Raw genomic sequence first — 15168 nt, 5'->3', positions numbered from 1 at the left:
NCACGCCGAGCAACCTGGCGCCGGCGAGAAAGGTGTCCGGCGCCGGCTTGCCGGCCAGGTGGTCCCGGGCCGCGACCACGCCGTCGACGACCGCGTCGACGAAGGCGTCGAGGCCGGTGGATCGCAGCACCTCCACGCAGTTGGCGCTGGAGGAGACCACGGCCCGGGGCACCCCACGCCTCGACAGCTCCTCCAGATAGGTCCTCGAGCCCGGGTAGACCTCCACGCCGTCGGTCCGGATCCNCTTCAGGAGCAGGATGTTCTTGCGGTTGGACAGGGCGTTCACGGTCAGCGCGGACGGCGGGTCGTCCGCGGTCCCCTCGGGCAGCCGGATGTGGCGGGCGGCGAGGAAGGCGCGTACCCCGTCGACCCGGGGCCGGCCGTCGACGTATTCGGCGTAGTCCCCGCCGATGTCGAACGGGACGAACGGTTCACCGGACCGACTGGCCCAGTTCTCCAGAAAGTCGTCGAACATCTCCTTCCACGCGGCGGCGTGCACCGTCGCCGTGTTGGTGAGCACCCCGTCGAGATCGAACAGGCACGCCTGAATGTGATCGGGTAGCCCGAGCATGCTTCTCCCGCCTGTGTTCNCATTCCCCGCCTCTCCGCCGGGGACGCCCCGTTCCGGCCGGGCGTTCCCCGAGCGGACACGTCTCTCCTACCCCTGTCACGCTACGTCTCACTCCTTCGGTCGACCCCTCGGCCGACCCCCGGCCGACCCTCGACCGACCCCACCGCCGACGGCGACCGGCCGGACGGGCGGTGAAGATCGACCGCNCATGCTCTAACGTCCACGACGTGCTGCTGTCCGACCGGGACATCCGGACCGAGATCACCGCGGGCCGGATTCGCCTCGACCCCCACGACCCCGCCCTGATCCAGCCGNCCAGCATCGACCTGCGGNTGGACCGCTGGTTCCGGGTCTTCGCCAACCACCGGTACAGCCACATCGACCCGTCGGTCGAGCAGGAGGATCTCACCGAACTCATCGCGCCCGACGGCGACGAGCCGTTCGTGCTGCACCCGGGCGAGTTCGTGCTCGGCTCGACGCTGGAGATCGTCACCCTGCCGGACGACCTGGCGGGCCGGCTGGAGGGGAAGTCGAGCCTGGGCCGGCTCGGGCTGCTCACGCACTCGACGGCCGGTTTCATCGATCCCGGCTTCTCCGGGCACGTCACGTTGGAGCTGTCGAACGTCGCGACGCTGCCGATCAAGCTCTGGCCGGGCATGAAGATCGGCCAGCTCTGCCTGTTCCGGCTGACCTCGCCGGCCGAGCACTCCTACGGCTCGGCCGTCTACGGCTCCCGCTACCAGGGCCAGCGCGGTCCGACGCCGTCCCGCGCCTACCGCGACTTCACCCGCGCCCCCGTCCCGAACGGCGAACTCCCGCCCGCCTGACCCGCCGGCCTCCTTGCTTGTCCAGAGGGTTCTGCGCCCGATTTATCCCTCCGGACAAGCAGGGACGTGCCGGCCCCGTGCCGGCCGGGGACCGTAGACGACGAACCGGGGCCCTCGCCGCTGGCGAGGGCCCCGGTTGCGGTGGGGCTGGTGGAGCTGGNGCAGGTCAGCCGACGGGCTCGGCGGGGGTCGTCGCCGGCGCCGCCGGGGCCAGCGAGCGGGCCAGGAGCTGGGAGACGTCGAGCACCTCGACGCTCTCCTTCGCCTCACCCGCGAGCTTCTTCTCGGTGACGGCGTCGGTCAGCATCACGATGCAGAACGGGCACGCGGTGGACACGACGTCCGGGTCGAGGCCGAGGGCCTCCTCCATCCGGTCGACGTTCACCCGCTTGCCGATCTTCTCTTCCATCCACATCCGCGCGCCGCCGGCGCCGCAGCAGAACCCACGGTCCTTGCAGCGGTGCATCTCCTGANCGCGGATACCGGGGATGGCCTCGAGGATCTCCCGCGGCGGGGTGTAGACCTTGTTGTGCCGGCCGAGGAAGCACGGGTCGTGGTAGGTGACCGAGGAGTCGATCGGAGTGATCGGCACCAGCTTGNGCTCCTCGACGAGCTTGCCGAGCAGNTGGGNGTGGTGGACGACCTCGTACTCGCCGCCGAGCGAGGAGTACTCCCGGGCGAGGCTGTTGAAGCAGTGCGGGCAGGTCGCGACGATCTTCTTGACGCCCGTTTCGTTCAGCAGCTCGATGTTCGCCTTGGCCATCTCCTGGTAGAGGTACTCGTTGCCGAGCCGGCGGGCCGGGTCACCGGTGNAGGACTCGTTGGTGCCGAGGATCGCGAACTCGACGCCCGCGGTGTGCAGCAGCTCGGCGAAGGCCCGCGCGACCTTCTTCGCCCGGTCCTCGATGGCACCGGCGCAGNCGACCCAGTACAGGTACTCGACGTCCTCGGGAATCTGCTCGCCATCCCCGATGATCCGCACCTCGAAGGGCAGGCCCTCGGTCCACTCGGTGCGGGTCCGCGGCGACACGCCCCACGGGTTGCCGTTGTTCTCGAGGTTGCGCAGCATGACGCCGGCCTCGGACGGGAACGCCGACTCGATCATCACCTGGTAGCGGCGCATGTCGACGATGTGGTCGACGTGCTCGATGTCCACCGGGCACTGCTCGACGCAGGCGCCGCAGTTGGTGCACGACCACAGCACGTCGGGGTCGATGACCCCGCCCTCCTCGGCGGTCCCGACGAGCGGCCGGTCCACCTGGGGCTGGCCGGGCTCGGGCACGCGGCCGAAGCCGGACTCGGGCACGCCGTGGTGGGCGTGGGCGTCCTCTTCGACCCCGGTGACCGCCTTCGGTGCCTCCTCGCCCTCGGCCTCGCCCTTCGTCGACAGCAGGTAGGGCGCCTTGGCGAAGAGGTGGTCCCGCAGGTCCATGATCAGCAGCTTCGGCGACAGCGGCTTGNCGGTGTTCCAGGCGGGGCACTGGCTCTGGCAGCGCCCGCACTCGGTGCAGGTGGCGAAGTCGAGCATCGCCTTCCAGGTGAAGTCCTCGACCTTGCCGACGCCGACGAGCGGCTCGTCCTCCTCCATCAGCTTCTCGATGTCGGGGGTGCTGCCGAGCGGGCCGAGGGCGGCGGGCTCCCGCTTGAGCACGACGTTGATCGGGGCCAGGCCGATGTGCAGGTGCTTGGAGTACACCACCAGGACGGAGAAGCCCATGATGACGGCGATGTTGAGCAGCAGGAAGGCCGTCTCGATGTCCTCGTTCACATCGTGCGAGAGGCCCGAGAAGATCCGGCTGACGACGTAGGAGGCGAAGGCCCACTTGGTCTGGCCCTGCGGCAGGTTCCCGGTGTTGTACTGGGCGCCGCGGTAGATCAGCAGGGTCCCGACGACGGCCGTGATCAGGCCGAGGATGACCCACGCCGGTCCGGTGTGCGAGCCGTAGAAACGCGACTTCCGCTCCAGCCGGGCGGGCGCGTTCTTGACCCGGATGATCGTGAATGCAGCCAGTCCGGCGAGCACCGCCACGGAGAAGAAGTCCTCCAGGAAGCCGATGGCCGCCCAGTGACCGAATCCCGGAATGTGGAAGTCGTCGTCGAACAGACCGCCATAGGCCTCGATGACGGTCAACAACAGAATCGTGAATCCCCAGAAGGTGAAGAAGTGCGCGATGCCCGGCACCGACCACTTCAACAGCTTCCGCTGACCACCGACCTCGCTGATCTCGGTCCAGATGCGCTTCGGCAGGTCGTCCAGCCGGCCCTGCGCCGGCTGTCCCGACCTGATCAGNCGGAACAGCCAGAACACCCGGCGTCCGGCTACCGCGAGAGCGATCAGCGTGATCGCTCNACCGATCGCAATTCTCACAGCATCCTCCATCTGGCACCCACCATTGCGGGTGAGCCTACTCGTACCGGCCAGTAACAAATGGGACGAGTGATCCGCACCACCCGTTCGACGAGCCCCGTCCCATCCGACGAGCCCCGTCCCATCCACCGACCAAGGTCGTCTTCGCGATCCGGGTGCGGACGGCGTTGACCTCTTCAGCCGGCGGCGAGCCCGCCTACCACCCGACCCTGCCACGACGTGGTCCGAGCGGCCCGTTATAGGGGGTCCGAAGGCCCGATCACCCGCACCGGGTGCTCTGGACTGCTACTTTCAGTGGCAGATGCCCAACCGACGCGCAACGCCCCGCACCGTCGCGACTACCGCGCCGTCGCGCACCCGCGCCGGCCTCGGCGGGCGGCCGGCGGCGGGCGCGGCGCCAGCACCGTCCCGCCACGTCCGACCACGTCCCGCCCACGTCCGCGCCGCGAAGTCACCCGAGTCGATGATGTCAACCCTTGTGCTACAGGGATCTTCGACGCACCATGGGGACGGCCTTTCGCCCACGCTGACCGGGCGATCGTGTGTCCCGCGGTGCATGCTTCTCCCCGGCATGCGTGGGCTCGGTGCCAGCGCTGTCGCGACGACGCCCGGCGTTCCCGGCGGACGGGCCGCTACCAACGTTGACGACCCCTGCGACCATGGTGGGCACGATGGCAACGATCACCCGGCCGACGATGACCCGAGTCGGCCGTCCCGGGCAGTCCCTGCAGACGGAGTACCAGCGGGCCCGGGAGAACCAGGCACTGGTCCGGCGGGACCGGCTGACGCGGCAGGTCCCCCGCATCGCGGCCCGGGCGGCCGTGGTCGGCTTCGTCCTCGCCCTGGTCATCGGCTTCGGGGTCGGGCAGCCCGGCATCGCGATCGCCGCGTTCTTTCTGGTCTTCCTGGCCTGGCCGGCCGGCATCATCATCGCCGCGTACGGCACCGCACCGGACATCGAGTCGCTGCGGGAGGGCGCCGAGGCCGAACGCAGGACCGCCCGGGCCATCGCCCGGCTGCGCCGGCAGGGCTACATCATCCTCCACGACCGGTCCGTGCCGTACTCGGAGGCGACCATCGGCCACCTCGTGATCGGTCCCGGCGGGGTGATGGTGCTCGGCAGTGACAACAGCAAGGGGACCGTCCGTTACACCAAGGGCGGGGCGATCTGTGACGGCGAGTCGCTCAAGCCGGTGATCGACCGGGCCTCCTGGCTGGGCGGNGAGGTCCGCAGCCAGATTCGGGCCGCGCTGCCGATGCTCAAGATCCCGGTCAGCCCGATCCTGGTGATGGTCGAGGCCAACGTGCTGTGGAGCGACGGCGCCGTCGACGGTGTGACGATCATCAGTATCAAGGACGTCCCCAACTTCATCCGCAAGAAGCCCGGCCGCCTCAACCCGGGCGAGGTACGGCAGATCATCGCCGCGGCGGAGCGACTGTTCCCGGCCTTCTCGGCCAACCNCCTGGCCGACCAGGTCACCGTCGACCGGGACCAGTGGCTGAGCCTGATGGACGCGCTGCGCACCATCCGCGAGCGCGACGGCGACGCCAGCGACATGCTCGACCGGCTCGCCCAGATCGAGGCCGACCTGGGCCGGCAGGTCGACCTCAGCGAGCGGACCGGGATGCCGCTGGCCGTCCCGGGCCGCGAGGCGCCGGGCGAGGCCGCGGACCTCGCCGAGGACGACCCGCCCGACGCCGCCGGCGGCCCGGTGACCTCGATCGGCCTGGCCGCCCCGGGCGGCGGGGGCGCCCGGCAACGCCCCGGCGCCCGCCGGGGTCGCATCCTGGCAGCCGTACGGTCGCCGCGGGCGACCTCCGTGCCACCCCGCAGCGGCGCCGCAGGCAGCCTCGGCAACCCCTCGGACGGCTCCCCGTCCGACGAGGCGAAGCCGCAGCCACCCACCGACTCCTGACCGGCCAACGCCCGCCACGATCCCCGCACCCGACGCCGCCCGCCGGTCCCCGACCGGCGGGCGGCGTCGGGTCTGTGGCATGCCCAGCGGCCTGCCCGTGGGAATCCTCTCCGGGTTCGCAAAGTTGAGTGTGGCAGACTCACCTCTGCCGGGTTATGCTAGGGGCCGTCATCATGAGTCAGGAAGGCTCAACCTCCTGATACGCCCTAGCGTAAGCAGGACCNCACTCTCCGGGTGACCCTCGGAGAGCCGGTCCACCGAGAGGNTCAACCCCACGAGGTCGGCCCGCACGCACCGCCCGCGCGCCGACACGGATCGAGAGGCACACAGACATGGCACGAGCGGTCGGCATCGACCTCGGCACCACGAACTCCGTCGTGAGCGTGCTCGAGGGCGGCGAACCCACGGTGATCGCGAACGCCGAGGGCTCTCGCACGACCCCGTCGGTCGTGGCCTTCGCAAAGAATGGCGAGGTCCTGGTCGGCGAGGTCGCGAAGCGGCAGGCAGTCACGAACGTCGAGCGCACCATCCGGTCGGTCAAGCGCCACATGGGCACCGACTGGAAGATGAAGGTCGACGCGAAGGACCTGACTCCGCNGGAGATCAGCGCCTTCATCCTGCAGAAGCTCAAGCGGGACGCCGAGTCCTACCTCGGCGAGACCGTCGCGGATGCGGTCATCACCGTCCCCGCCTACTTCGACGACGCCCAGCGGCAGGNGACCACGGAGGCCGGCACGATCGCGGGCCTCAACGTCCTGCGGATCGTCAACGAGCCNACCGCGGCCGCCCTCGCCTACGGGCTGGACAAGGGCGAGAAGGAGCAGACCATCCTGGTCTTCGACCTCGGTGGCGGNACCTTCGACGTCTCTCTGCTGGAGATCGGCGACGGCGTCGTCGAGGTGAAGTCCACCTCCGGCGACACCCACCTCGGCGGCGACGACTGGGACCAGCGGATCACCGATCACCTGATCAAGACCTTCAACGGTCAGCACGGGGTTGATCTCGGCAAGGACAAGATGGCCCTGCAGCGGCTGCGGGAGGCCNCCGAGAAGGCGAAGATCGAGCTCTCCCAGTCCAGCCAGACGTCGATCAACCTGCCCTACATCACCGCCTCGGCGGAGGGCCCGCTGCACCTCGACGTGTCGCTGACGCGGGCCGAGTTCCAGCGGATGACCTCCGACCTCATCGACCGCTGCAAGCACCCCTTCCAGCAGGCGGTGAAGGACGCGGGCATCAAGGTCAGCGACATCGACCATGTCGTGCTCGTCGGTGGTTCCACCCGGATGCCCGCCGTCGTCGACCTGGTCCGCGACCTGACCGGCGGCAAGGAGCCGAACAAGGGCGTCAACCCGGACGAGGTCGTCGCCGTCGGTGCCTCGCTGCAGGCCGGCGTGCTCAAGGGCGAGGTCAAGGACGTCCTGCTGCTCGACGTCACCCCGCTGTCGCTCGGGATCGAGACGAAGGGGGGAATCATGACGAAGCTCATCGAGCGCAACACCACGATTCCCACCAAGCGCTCGGAGATCTTCACCACCGCCGAGGACAGCCAGCCCTCCGTGCAGATCCAGGTGTTCCAGGGTGAGCGCGAGATGGCCNCGTACAACAAGAAGCTCGGCATGTTCGAGCTGACCGGTCTCCCGCCGGCCCCCCGCGNCCTGCCTCAGATCGAGGTGACCTTCGACATCGACGCGAACGGCATCGTGCACGTGTCCGCCAAGGACCTCGGCACGGGCAAGGAGCAGTCGATGACGATCACCGGCGGGTCCGCGCTGCCGCGCGACGACATCGACCGGATGGTCCGCGACGCGGAGCAGTACGCCGAGGAGGACCGCAACCGCCGCGAGGAGGCCGAGACCCGCAACAAGGCGGAGACCCTCGTGTACTCCACCGAGCGGTTCCTGGCCGAGAACGGCGAGAAGATCGACGCCGCGGTGAAGTCCGACGTGGAGGAGAAGCTCGGCACCCTGCGCGGCGCCGTCGCGGGCACCGACACAGCGGCCATCCGCGAGGCAGCCGACGCGCTGGCCGCCGCGAGCCAGGCGATGGGCCAGGCCATGTACGAGCAGGCCGCCCAGGATGGCGCGGGCGCCCCCGGCTCCGGTGGACCGGCCGACGACGACGTCGTCGACGCCGAGATCGTGGACGAGGAGGACAAGAAGTGACCTCCGGTCAACCTGGTGACTGGTGGGGTGCGAGCAGGTCCGACAGTCGAGACGAGGAGGAGCCTCGCGTGGTCGTGCGCGACCGGCGGCGGATCGACCCGGAGAGCGGTGAGGTGCGGGCGGATGCCGCCGCCGCACCCGGCGGGGTGGGAAGTGCCGCTCCCGCCGGAGCCCTCGACCAGGAGGTCGACGGCGAGCTCGTCGCGTCCCTGCAACAGCAGATCGCCGAGCGCACGGCGGACCTGCAGCGGCTGAAGGCGGAGTTCGACAACTACCGCCGNCGGGTCGAGCGGGACCGCCAGCAGATCGGCGAGCAGGCGACCGCCAAGGTGCTCGCCAGCCTGNTGTCGACCCTCGACGACATCGGCCGCGCTCGTGACCACGGGGATCTCGAGGGCCCCTTCAAGGCCATCGCCGAGGCCCTCGAAGCATCGTTGGAGGCAGCCGGCCTGGAGCGCTACGGGTCGCCGGGCGACGAGTTCGACCCGTCCGTCCATGAGGCGCTCATGCACTCCTACCGGGCTGACGTGACCGGCCCGACCTGTGTGGACGTCTTCCGCGCCGGTTACCTGCACGCGGGTCGGGTCCTGCGCCCGGCGCAGGTGGCGGTCGCGGAGCCCACGGGCGAGGCGGCACCGGCCGAGGTCGAGCCGGAAGCCGTCGAGGCCGCGCGCGGCGGGTCCGGGCTGCCGGACGAGCAGGCGGCGCAGCGGCCGAGCCCCATCCCGGACGACACCGGCAGCATCCCCGGCCCGGACAACGGCGGGCCCACTGTCAGCGCCGACTGACACGACGAGGAGAGGAGGGGCGCCGTGAGTGTTCGCGACATGGTCGAGAAGGACTATTACGCCGCTCTCGGCGTTCCCAAGGACGCCTCGGCGGCCGACATCAAGAAGGCGTACCGCAAGCTTGCCCGGGAGCTGCATCCGGACAAGAACCCCGGCGACGCGAAGGCCGAGGCGCGCTTCAAGGAGGTGTCCGAGGCCTACGACGTCCTCTCCGACGAGAGTCGTCGGCGGGAGTACGACGAGGCCCGGGCGCTGTTCGCGGCCGGCGGCCGAACGGGCGGCCTCGGGGGCGGGCGGGCCGGCGGCTACGGCGGTTTCGGCGCACCCGGCGGCTTCGGCGCACCCGGCGGGGGTTACGGCGCCGGCCCGAACGTCAACTTCGAGGATCTCCTCGGTGGCTCGGGCGGCGGTCTCGGCGGTTTCTTCGACATGTTCCAGCGATCGTCGCCGGGTCGCGGGCCACGCCGGGGCGGCGACATCGAGGCCGAGGTGACCATCCCGTTCGAGAAGTCGCTGACCGGGCTGGAGGCTTCGGTCCGCCTGCCCGGTGNCGCGACCTGCACCACCTGCGAGGGCAGCGGGGCTCGGCCGGGGACCACCCCACGGACCTGTACGACCTGCCGCGGGCTGGGCGTGGTCTCCCGTTCGCAGGGCGGATTCGCGCTGTCCGAGCCCTGCCGCGACTGCCTGGGCAAGGGCACGCTGATCGACCATCCCTGTCCCGACTGCCGGGGCTCCGGTCGGCGCGAACGCGAACAGCGCATCCGCATCCCACCGGGCGTCAGCGACGGCCAGCGGCTGCGGGTACGGGGCCGCGGCACGCCCGGGGAGCGTGGCGGCCCGGCGGGTGACCTGGAGGTGACGGTCCACGTACTGCGTCACCCGGTCTTCGACCGGGAGGGCAACAACCTGACCATCACGCTCCCCATCACGATCACCGAGGCGGCCCTGGGCGCGTCGGTCCGGGTGCCGACCCTCGACGGCGCGCCGCTCACGGTGAAGGTGCCGGCCGGTACCTCCAGCGGGCGGCGGCTGCGGGCTCGTGGGCGAGGCGTCCCGGCAGCGGGCGGCGGCCACGGTGACCTCATCGTGACGTTGGAGGTGACCGTGCCCAAGCCGGCCGATCTCTCGCCGCGGGCACGCACGGCGTTGCTCGAGTTCGCCCAGGCCCATCCCGAGGACCCACGGGCGCCGCTGATGGAACGGATGGAGGCAGAGGGATGACCGCGCGTCCGAATCGCACCTCCGATCCGCCGGCCGCGCCGAGCGCGCGGCCGGCGCCGGCACGGCGGTCGGGGGACCGGCCGCCGCCGGACCCGTTGGGCTCGGCCACCGAGGTCCGGCCGGAGGGGTACTACCCGACCGGTCCGCTGCCGGGCCCCGCCCACGACGAGGACGCGCCGGTCTACGTCATCTCGATCGCGGCGCAGCTCGCCGGCATGCATCCGCAGACCCTGCGGTCCTACGACCGCCTCGGGCTGGTCACCCCGGGCCGCACGGCGGGGCGGGGGCGGCGTTACTCCGCCCGGGACGTCGCCCTGTTGCGGGAGGTCCAGCGCCTCTCCCAGGAGGAGGGCGTCAACCTTGAGGGCATCCGGCAGATCCTGCACCTGAGCGCTCAGGTGATGGCGCTGCAGGCGCAGGTCCGCCAGCTCACCGAGGAACTCGCCCGGGCTCGCGTCGACGCGGAGCGGCAGGTGGCCGAGGCGCATGCCAGCCACCGGCGCGACCTCGTCCCTGTCGACCGTGGGGCGATCGTGGTATGGCGGCCGCTTCCCCGCCGTTGACCGCCCGGCCGGCAAGGGCGTCGGCCGGTGCGGCATCCGACCCCAGGGGGCTCCTCTCGGTCCAGGAACGGACCACGAGGAGCCCCTTTCGCCTTTCCGGGAACCCGCAGAGACGAATCAGGGTTGAGTGGGAACGACTCAGGTATGCTGAGCGTTCGAACGGATGACACTGCACGCACCTGACCACACTGGGATCCGCCATGAACGCTNAACGCCTCACCGCCCGCTCGCAGGAGGCTCTCTCCGCGGCGATCAGTCGAGCCACCGGCGACGGGTCACCACTCGTCGACCCCCTTCACCTGCTCACCGCCCTNCTCGAGGCCCCCGACGGGGTCGGTGCGGCGCTGCTGTCCTCGACCGGCACCTCCGTCGACGCGGTCCGGGGCAGGGCCGAGGCCGCCGTGTCCCGGCTGCCCCGGGCCACCGGGATGAGTGTGTCGGCGCCCCAACTGTCCCGTCAGCTCCTCGCCGTGCTCGACAACGCCGAGCGACAGGCGGGTCGCCTGGGCGACGAGTACACCTCGGTCGAGCACCTGGTCGTCGCGCTCGCCGAGGAGGGGGGCGAGGCCGGCCGCATTCTGACCACCGCCGGCGCGAGTCCGGACGCGCTGCGCGGTGCCTTCGACAAGGTCCGCGGCGGTGCCCGGCGGGTGACCAGCCGCGACCCCGAGGGTTCCTACCGCGCGCTGGAGAAGTACTCGATCGACCTCACCGAGCGGGCCCAGCAGGGCAAGCTCGACCCGGTGATCGGCCGGGACGCGGAGATCCGCCGGGTGATCCAGGTTCTGTCCCGGCGCACCAAGAACAACCCGGTCCTCATCGGCGAGCCCGGCGTCGGCAAGACCGCGATCGTCGAGGGCCTCGCCCTGCGGGTCGTGGCGGGCGACGTGCCGGAGTCGCTGCGCGGCCGGCGGATCGTCTCGCTCGACCTGGGCTCGATGGTCGCGGGTTCCAAGCTGCGCGGCGAGTTCGAGGAGCGGCTGACCTCGGTTCTCAACGAGATCCGCGAAGCCGAGGGGCAGATCATCACGTTCATCGACGAGCTGCACACGGTGGTCGGCGCCGGCGGCGCCGAGGGCGCGATGGACGCGGGCAACATGCTCAAGCCCATGCTCGCCCGCGGTGAGCTGCGCATGATCGGCGCGACCACGCTGGAGGAGTACCNCACCCGCATCGAGAAGGACCCGGCGTTGGAGCGCCGCTTCCAGCCGGTGATCGTGGGCGAGCCGACCGTCGAGGACACCATCGGCATCCTGCGCGGTCTCAAGGAGCGCTACGAGGTGCACCACGGGGTGCGCATCACCGATGCCGCGCTGGTCGCCGCGGCGACCCTCTCCGACCGCTACGTCACCGCCCNCTTCCTGCCGGACAAGGCGATCGACCTCATGGACGAGGCGGCGTCCCGGTTGCGGATGGAGATCGACAGCCGGCCGGTGGCGATCGACGAGCTCGAGCGGGCCGTGCGCCGGCTGGAGATCGAGGACATGGCGCTGTCGAAGGAGAACGACGACGCCTCCCGGGAGCGGCGCGGGCGGCTGCAGNGCGAGCTGGCGGACCGGCGCGAGGAGCTGTCGAGCCTCACGGCGCGCTGGCACCGGGAGAAGGACTCGATCTCCGAGGTCCAGAAGATCAAGGAGGAGCTGGAGAACGCGCGCCGGGCGGCGGAGCTCGCCGAGCGCGACCTCGACCTGGNGAAGGCCGGTGAACTGCGCTACGGCACGATCCCGACGCTGGAACGGCGGCTGACCNACGCCACCGACGCGCTGGCCGCCGCGGACTCTCCCGGTGGGGCGATGCTCAACGAGGAGGTCGGTCCGGACGACGTCGCCGAGGTCGTCGCAGCCTGGACGGGCATCCCCGCCGGCCGGCTGCTCGAGGGCGAGACCGCGAAGCTGCTGCGGATGGAGTCCGAGCTGCACGCCCGGGTGATTGGCCAGGACCAGGCGGTGCGGGCGGTGTCCGATGNGGTGCGCCGGGCCCGGGCCGGCATCGCCGACCCCGATCGGCCCACCGGTTCGTTCCTCTTCCTCGGCCCGACCGGCGTCGGCAAGACCGAGCTCGCGAAGGCACTTGCCGACTTCCTGTTCGACGACGAGCGGGCGGTCGTACGCATCGACATGAGCGAGTACGCCGAGAAGCACTCGGTCGCCCGGCTGATCGGGGCTCCGCCCGGGTACATCGGGTTCGAGTCCGGCGGCCAGCTCACCGAGGCGATCCGCCGGCGGCCCTACAGCGTCATCCTGCTCGACGAGGTCGAGAAGGCTCACCCCGACGTCTTCGACGTGCTGCTGCAGGTCCTCGACGACGGGCGGCTGACCGACGGGCAGGGGCGCACGGTCGACTTCCGCNACGCGATCCTCATCCTGACCTCGAACCTCGGCTCGCAGTTCATCGCCGATCCGACCCTGAGCCCGCAGGTCCGGCGCGAGTCGGTGATGGTGGCCGTGCGGGATGCCTTCAAGCCCGAGTTCCTCAACCGGCTCGACGACGTCCTCGTCTTCGACCAGCTCGGCCGGGAGGACCTGACCCGCATCGTCGATCTCCAGCTCGACCGGCTGCGGGCTCGGCTGCAGGAGCGGCGGATCGGCCTTGAGGTCACCGACACCGCCAAGGAATGGCTCTCCGACGTCGGTTACGACCCGGTGTTCGGGGCGCGGCCCCTGCGGCGCCTGGTCCAGACGGCGATCGGCGACCAGCTCGCCCGGGAACTGCTCGCGGGACAGGTCCGCGACGGCGACGACGTGCAGGTCGACGCGGTGCCCGGCGGCGCCGGGCTGATCGTCTCCGCCGCGGTCAAGCCGCCCGCCAAGGCACTGTAGGGGAGGCGGCCGGGCGGCTCGCGGCCGAGTCCGGGCGCGCGACGCACTCTGCGGCGCGCGCCCGGATCGGTGGNGGTCCGGTCACGCGCCGAACCCGTCGGGAGGTTACGGTAAGCAGGGGTCAATCGCCGCCTACCGGCGAGTCCGCGCCGAGGGGTGGGAGCCGACGATGTCCGCACTTCCCGATCCAGACACCGCGTTCGGGGCGAAGGTGGCTCGGCGGCTGGGCGAGGACCGGATCGCCTGGCTGACGTCCACCGACCGGTCCGGCACCCCGCAGCCGGCGCCGGTCTGGTTTCTGTGGGACTTCGCCACCGACAGCGCCCAGCTCTACAGCGAACCCACCGCGCGGCGGCTGAGCCGGATCCAGACGAATCCGCGCAGCTCTCTACACCTCGACGACGACGGCCGCGGCGGCGACTTCGTCGTCCTCACCGGCGTGCTCACCACCGACCCGCAAGCCCCGCCCGCGGATCAGAACCCGGGGTATCTCGTGAAGTACAGCGAGTGGGCGAAGAACGTGTTCGGTTCGGTCGAGCGGTTCGCGACGCTGTACAGCGTGCCGCTGCGGTTTCGGGCCGAGNGGACCCGCGGGCAGTGAACGTCCGGGTAGCGAGCCCCTGGGAAGTGAGGCCACGGGACGTGGGCCACGGGCAGTAAGTCGCGAGTAGTGCAATGAGACATCGATCGGCTGGAGGCGTCGGGACGACGGGACGTAGGGTCGGCGCATGGCGGGCAGATCGAACATCGTCGTCTCGGCAACCGTGNGGGACGCCCTGGCCGCCGGGGCGCCGGTGGTCGCGTTGGAGTCGACGTTGATCGCGCACGGGCTGCCTCGGCCCCGCAACCGCGACGTCGCCGTCGAGCTGGAGGAGCTGGCGCGCGCACGGGGAGTGACCCCCGCGACGATCGCGGTGATCGACGGCGTGCCCCGGGTCGGCCTGGACGAGCCCGACCTGCGCCGCATCGCCGACGACGCCAACGTCATCAAACTCTCCGTGCGTGACCTGCCGGTCGCCTGCGCGACGGGGTGGACGGGGGCGACGACGGTAGCGTCCACCGCTCTGCTCGCGGCCCGCGTGGGGATTCGGCTGTTCGCCACCGGCGGTCTCGGCGGGGTGCACCGCGGCGCAGGGGACAGCTTCGACGAATCCGCCGACCTGGTGACCCTCGCGGCCATGCCGATCACCGTCGTGAGCGCCGGAGTCAAGTCGATCCTCGACATCGGCGCGACCCTCGAACGGCTCGAGACGTTGGGTATCACCGTCGTCGGCTATCGGACGTCGACCTTCCCCGGCTTCTACCTGCCCCACACCACCTACGACCTGGACTGGCGGGTCGGCGACGCCGGCCAGGTCGCCGCGACGATGGCTGCGGCGGACCTGCTGGGCCTCACCTCGGCGATCGTCGTGGCCAACCCGCTGCCCACCGACCAGGCCCTCGACCCGGCCCTGCACGACCGGGTGCTGGCCGACGCCCTGGCCTGGGCCACCGAACGCGGCATCCGCGGCAAGGCCGTCACCCCGTTTCTCCTGGAGACCTTCCATCGGGAGACCGGCGGCGCGAGCCTGGAGGTCAACATCAACGCCGTGCGGAACAACGTCGCCGTCGCGTCGGACATCGCCCTCGCCTGGGCCGCCAAGGACCGGTCCCCCACAGACCCAGCCGCCCCAGACCCGACCGCCCCAGACCCAGCCGCCCCAGACTCAGCCNCCCCAGACCTGGCCGGCCCGGACCCGAGTGCCCCAGACCCGGCCGCGGTAGCGCGAGCGCATCGGCCGTAGTCGGCAGCCGGGCCGCTGAGCTGCGACGATTCCGTCAGGGCCGAGACGCACGGTGAGTCGGACAACCGCGACGGCACCAATCGTCGCTGTCCGTCACCACGATCGGTGGCCGGGGCGCAGCACTGCCGAACAGGGGGCTGGCGGGT

5 protein-coding genes and 32 pseudogenes are annotated in these 15168 nt (G+C 71.1%); 29 read left to right on the top strand and 8 right to left on the bottom strand.

Annotated features, from left to right (window positions below; genetic code table 11):
• Position 1: 1 nt before the first annotated feature.
• Positions 2-243 (bottom strand): annotated as a pseudogene (locus UK94_RS50940) (HAD hydrolase-like protein); the annotation flags it as partial.
• Between the two features lies 1 nt (position 244).
• Positions 245-571, bottom strand: a pseudogene (locus UK94_RS50935) (hypothetical protein); the annotation flags it as partial.
• 227 nt (positions 572-798) lie between these two features.
• Here UK94_RS50935 and UK94_RS50930 point away from each other — a divergent pair.
• Positions 799-885 (top strand): annotated as a pseudogene (locus UK94_RS50930) (dCTP deaminase); the annotation flags it as partial.
• Between the two features lie 19 nt (positions 886-904).
• Positions 905-1398 (top strand): dCTP deaminase (dcd, locus tag UK94_RS13545; protein ID WP_235487797.1); only part of this gene is annotated, 494 nt, incomplete at its 5' end.
• Positions 1399-1564: 166 nt separating this feature from the next.
• Here the strand turns inward: dcd and UK94_RS50920 are convergent.
• The 6 pseudogenes from UK94_RS50920 to UK94_RS50895 all read right to left on the bottom strand — a co-directional run.
• Positions 1565-1871, bottom strand: a pseudogene (locus UK94_RS50920) ((Fe-S)-binding protein); the annotation flags it as partial.
• A gap of 1 nt (position 1872) precedes the next feature.
• Positions 1873-1997 (bottom strand): annotated as a pseudogene (locus UK94_RS50915) (hypothetical protein); the annotation flags it as partial.
• 32 nt (positions 1998-2029) lie between these two features.
• Positions 2030-2210 (bottom strand): annotated as a pseudogene (locus UK94_RS50910) ((Fe-S)-binding protein); the annotation flags it as partial.
• A gap of 1 nt (position 2211) precedes the next feature.
• Positions 2212-2318, bottom strand: a pseudogene (locus UK94_RS50905) (hypothetical protein); the annotation flags it as partial.
• Position 2319: 1 nt separating this feature from the next.
• Positions 2320-2858, bottom strand: a pseudogene (locus UK94_RS50900) ((Fe-S)-binding protein); the annotation flags it as partial.
• A gap of 1 nt (position 2859) precedes the next feature.
• Positions 2860-3688: pseudogene (locus tag UK94_RS50895) on the bottom strand (Fe-S oxidoreductase); the annotation flags it as partial.
• 737 nt (positions 3689-4425) lie between these two features.
• Between UK94_RS50895 and UK94_RS50890 the strand changes: the two are divergent.
• From UK94_RS50890 to UK94_RS13500, 27 genes and pseudogenes are all read left to right on the top strand, one after another.
• Positions 4426-4988: pseudogene (locus UK94_RS50890) on the top strand (nuclease-related domain-containing protein); the annotation flags it as partial.
• 1 nt (position 4989) lies between these two features.
• Positions 4990-5227 (top strand): annotated as a pseudogene (locus tag UK94_RS50885) (NERD domain-containing protein); the annotation flags it as partial.
• A 787-nt stretch (positions 5228-6014) separates the two neighbouring features.
• A pseudogene (locus UK94_RS50875) lies at positions 6015-6279 on the top strand (Hsp70 family protein); the annotation flags it as partial.
• 1 nt (position 6280) lies between these two features.
• Positions 6281-6399, top strand: a pseudogene (locus tag UK94_RS50870) (Hsp70 family protein); the annotation flags it as partial.
• Position 6400: 1 nt separating this feature from the next.
• Positions 6401-6457: pseudogene (locus tag UK94_RS50865) on the top strand (Hsp70 family protein); the annotation flags it as partial.
• 1 nt (position 6458) lies between these two features.
• Positions 6459-6535, top strand: a pseudogene (locus UK94_RS50860) (Hsp70 family protein); the annotation flags it as partial.
• 1 nt (position 6536) lies between these two features.
• Positions 6537-6725 (top strand): annotated as a pseudogene (locus tag UK94_RS50855) (Hsp70 family protein); the annotation flags it as partial.
• Position 6726: 1 nt separating this feature from the next.
• Positions 6727-7277 (top strand): annotated as a pseudogene (locus tag UK94_RS50850) (Hsp70 family protein); the annotation flags it as partial.
• A gap of 1 nt (position 7278) precedes the next feature.
• A pseudogene (locus UK94_RS50845) lies at positions 7279-7335 on the top strand (hypothetical protein); the annotation flags it as partial.
• Between the two features lies 1 nt (position 7336).
• Positions 7337-7844, top strand: a 508-nt coding sequence (locus tag UK94_RS50840) for an Hsp70 family protein (RefSeq protein WP_235487795.1), incomplete at its 5' end; no start/stop codon positions are given.
• Positions 7841-8124 (top strand): annotated as a pseudogene (locus tag UK94_RS50835) (nucleotide exchange factor GrpE); the annotation flags it as partial. The gene UK94_RS50840 and the pseudogene UK94_RS50835, both read left to right, overlap by 4 nt.
• A 1-nt stretch (position 8125) precedes the next feature.
• Positions 8126-8188: pseudogene (locus UK94_RS50830) on the top strand (hypothetical protein); the annotation flags it as partial.
• A gap of 1 nt (position 8189) precedes the next feature.
• The coding region (gene grpE / locus UK94_RS50825) for a nucleotide exchange factor GrpE (RefSeq protein ID WP_235487793.1) at positions 8190-8632 on the top strand (443 nt) is incomplete at its 5' end.
• 24 nt (positions 8633-8656) lie between these two features.
• Positions 8657-9182: pseudogene (locus UK94_RS50820) on the top strand (DnaJ domain-containing protein); the annotation flags it as partial.
• Position 9183: 1 nt separating this feature from the next.
• Positions 9184-9856 (top strand): DnaJ C-terminal domain-containing protein (locus UK94_RS50815; protein ID WP_313949500.1); only part of this gene is annotated, 673 nt, incomplete at its 5' end.
• Positions 9853-10419 carry a helix-turn-helix transcriptional regulator gene (locus UK94_RS13515; protein WP_041939937.1) on the top strand — a complete coding sequence of 189 codons (567 nt, stop codon included), beginning with the start codon at positions 9853-9855 and terminating at the stop codon, positions 10417-10419. The genes UK94_RS50815 and UK94_RS13515, both read left to right, overlap by 4 nt.
• A 210-nt stretch (positions 10420-10629) precedes the next feature.
• Positions 10630-10732, top strand: a pseudogene (locus UK94_RS50810) (hypothetical protein); the annotation flags it as partial.
• 1 nt (position 10733) lies between these two features.
• Positions 10734-11583: pseudogene (locus UK94_RS50805) on the top strand (Clp protease N-terminal domain-containing protein); the annotation flags it as partial.
• Between the two features lies 1 nt (position 11584).
• A pseudogene (locus UK94_RS50800) lies at positions 11585-11775 on the top strand (hypothetical protein); the annotation flags it as partial.
• Between the two features lies 1 nt (position 11776).
• Positions 11777-11960 (top strand): annotated as a pseudogene (locus UK94_RS50795) (hypothetical protein); the annotation flags it as partial.
• Between the two features lies 1 nt (position 11961).
• A pseudogene (locus UK94_RS50790) lies at positions 11962-12111 on the top strand (hypothetical protein); the annotation flags it as partial.
• Position 12112: 1 nt separating this feature from the next.
• Positions 12113-12167, top strand: a pseudogene (locus UK94_RS50785) (hypothetical protein); the annotation flags it as partial.
• 1 nt (position 12168) lies between these two features.
• Positions 12169-12384 (top strand): annotated as a pseudogene (locus tag UK94_RS50780) (hypothetical protein); the annotation flags it as partial.
• A gap of 1 nt (position 12385) precedes the next feature.
• Positions 12386-12767 (top strand): annotated as a pseudogene (locus tag UK94_RS50775) (AAA family ATPase); the annotation flags it as partial.
• Between the two features lies 1 nt (position 12768).
• A pseudogene (locus UK94_RS50770) lies at positions 12769-13238 on the top strand (AAA family ATPase); the annotation flags it as partial.
• Between the two features lie 169 nt (positions 13239-13407).
• A pseudogene (locus tag UK94_RS13505) lies at positions 13408-13821 on the top strand (TIGR03667 family PPOX class F420-dependent oxidoreductase); the annotation flags it as partial.
• A 185-nt stretch (positions 13822-14006) separates the two neighbouring features.
• A pseudogene (locus UK94_RS13500) lies at positions 14007-14950 on the top strand (pseudouridine-5'-phosphate glycosidase); the annotation flags it as partial.
• Positions 14951-15168: the final 218 nt, after the last annotated feature.

This window comes from Frankia sp. AvcI1 (assembly GCF_001420875.1).
Classification (GTDB): domain Bacteria; phylum Actinomycetota; class Actinomycetes; order Frankiales; family Frankiaceae; genus Frankia; species Frankia alni.
This window is presented reverse-complemented; position numbering and strand designations above follow the sequence as displayed.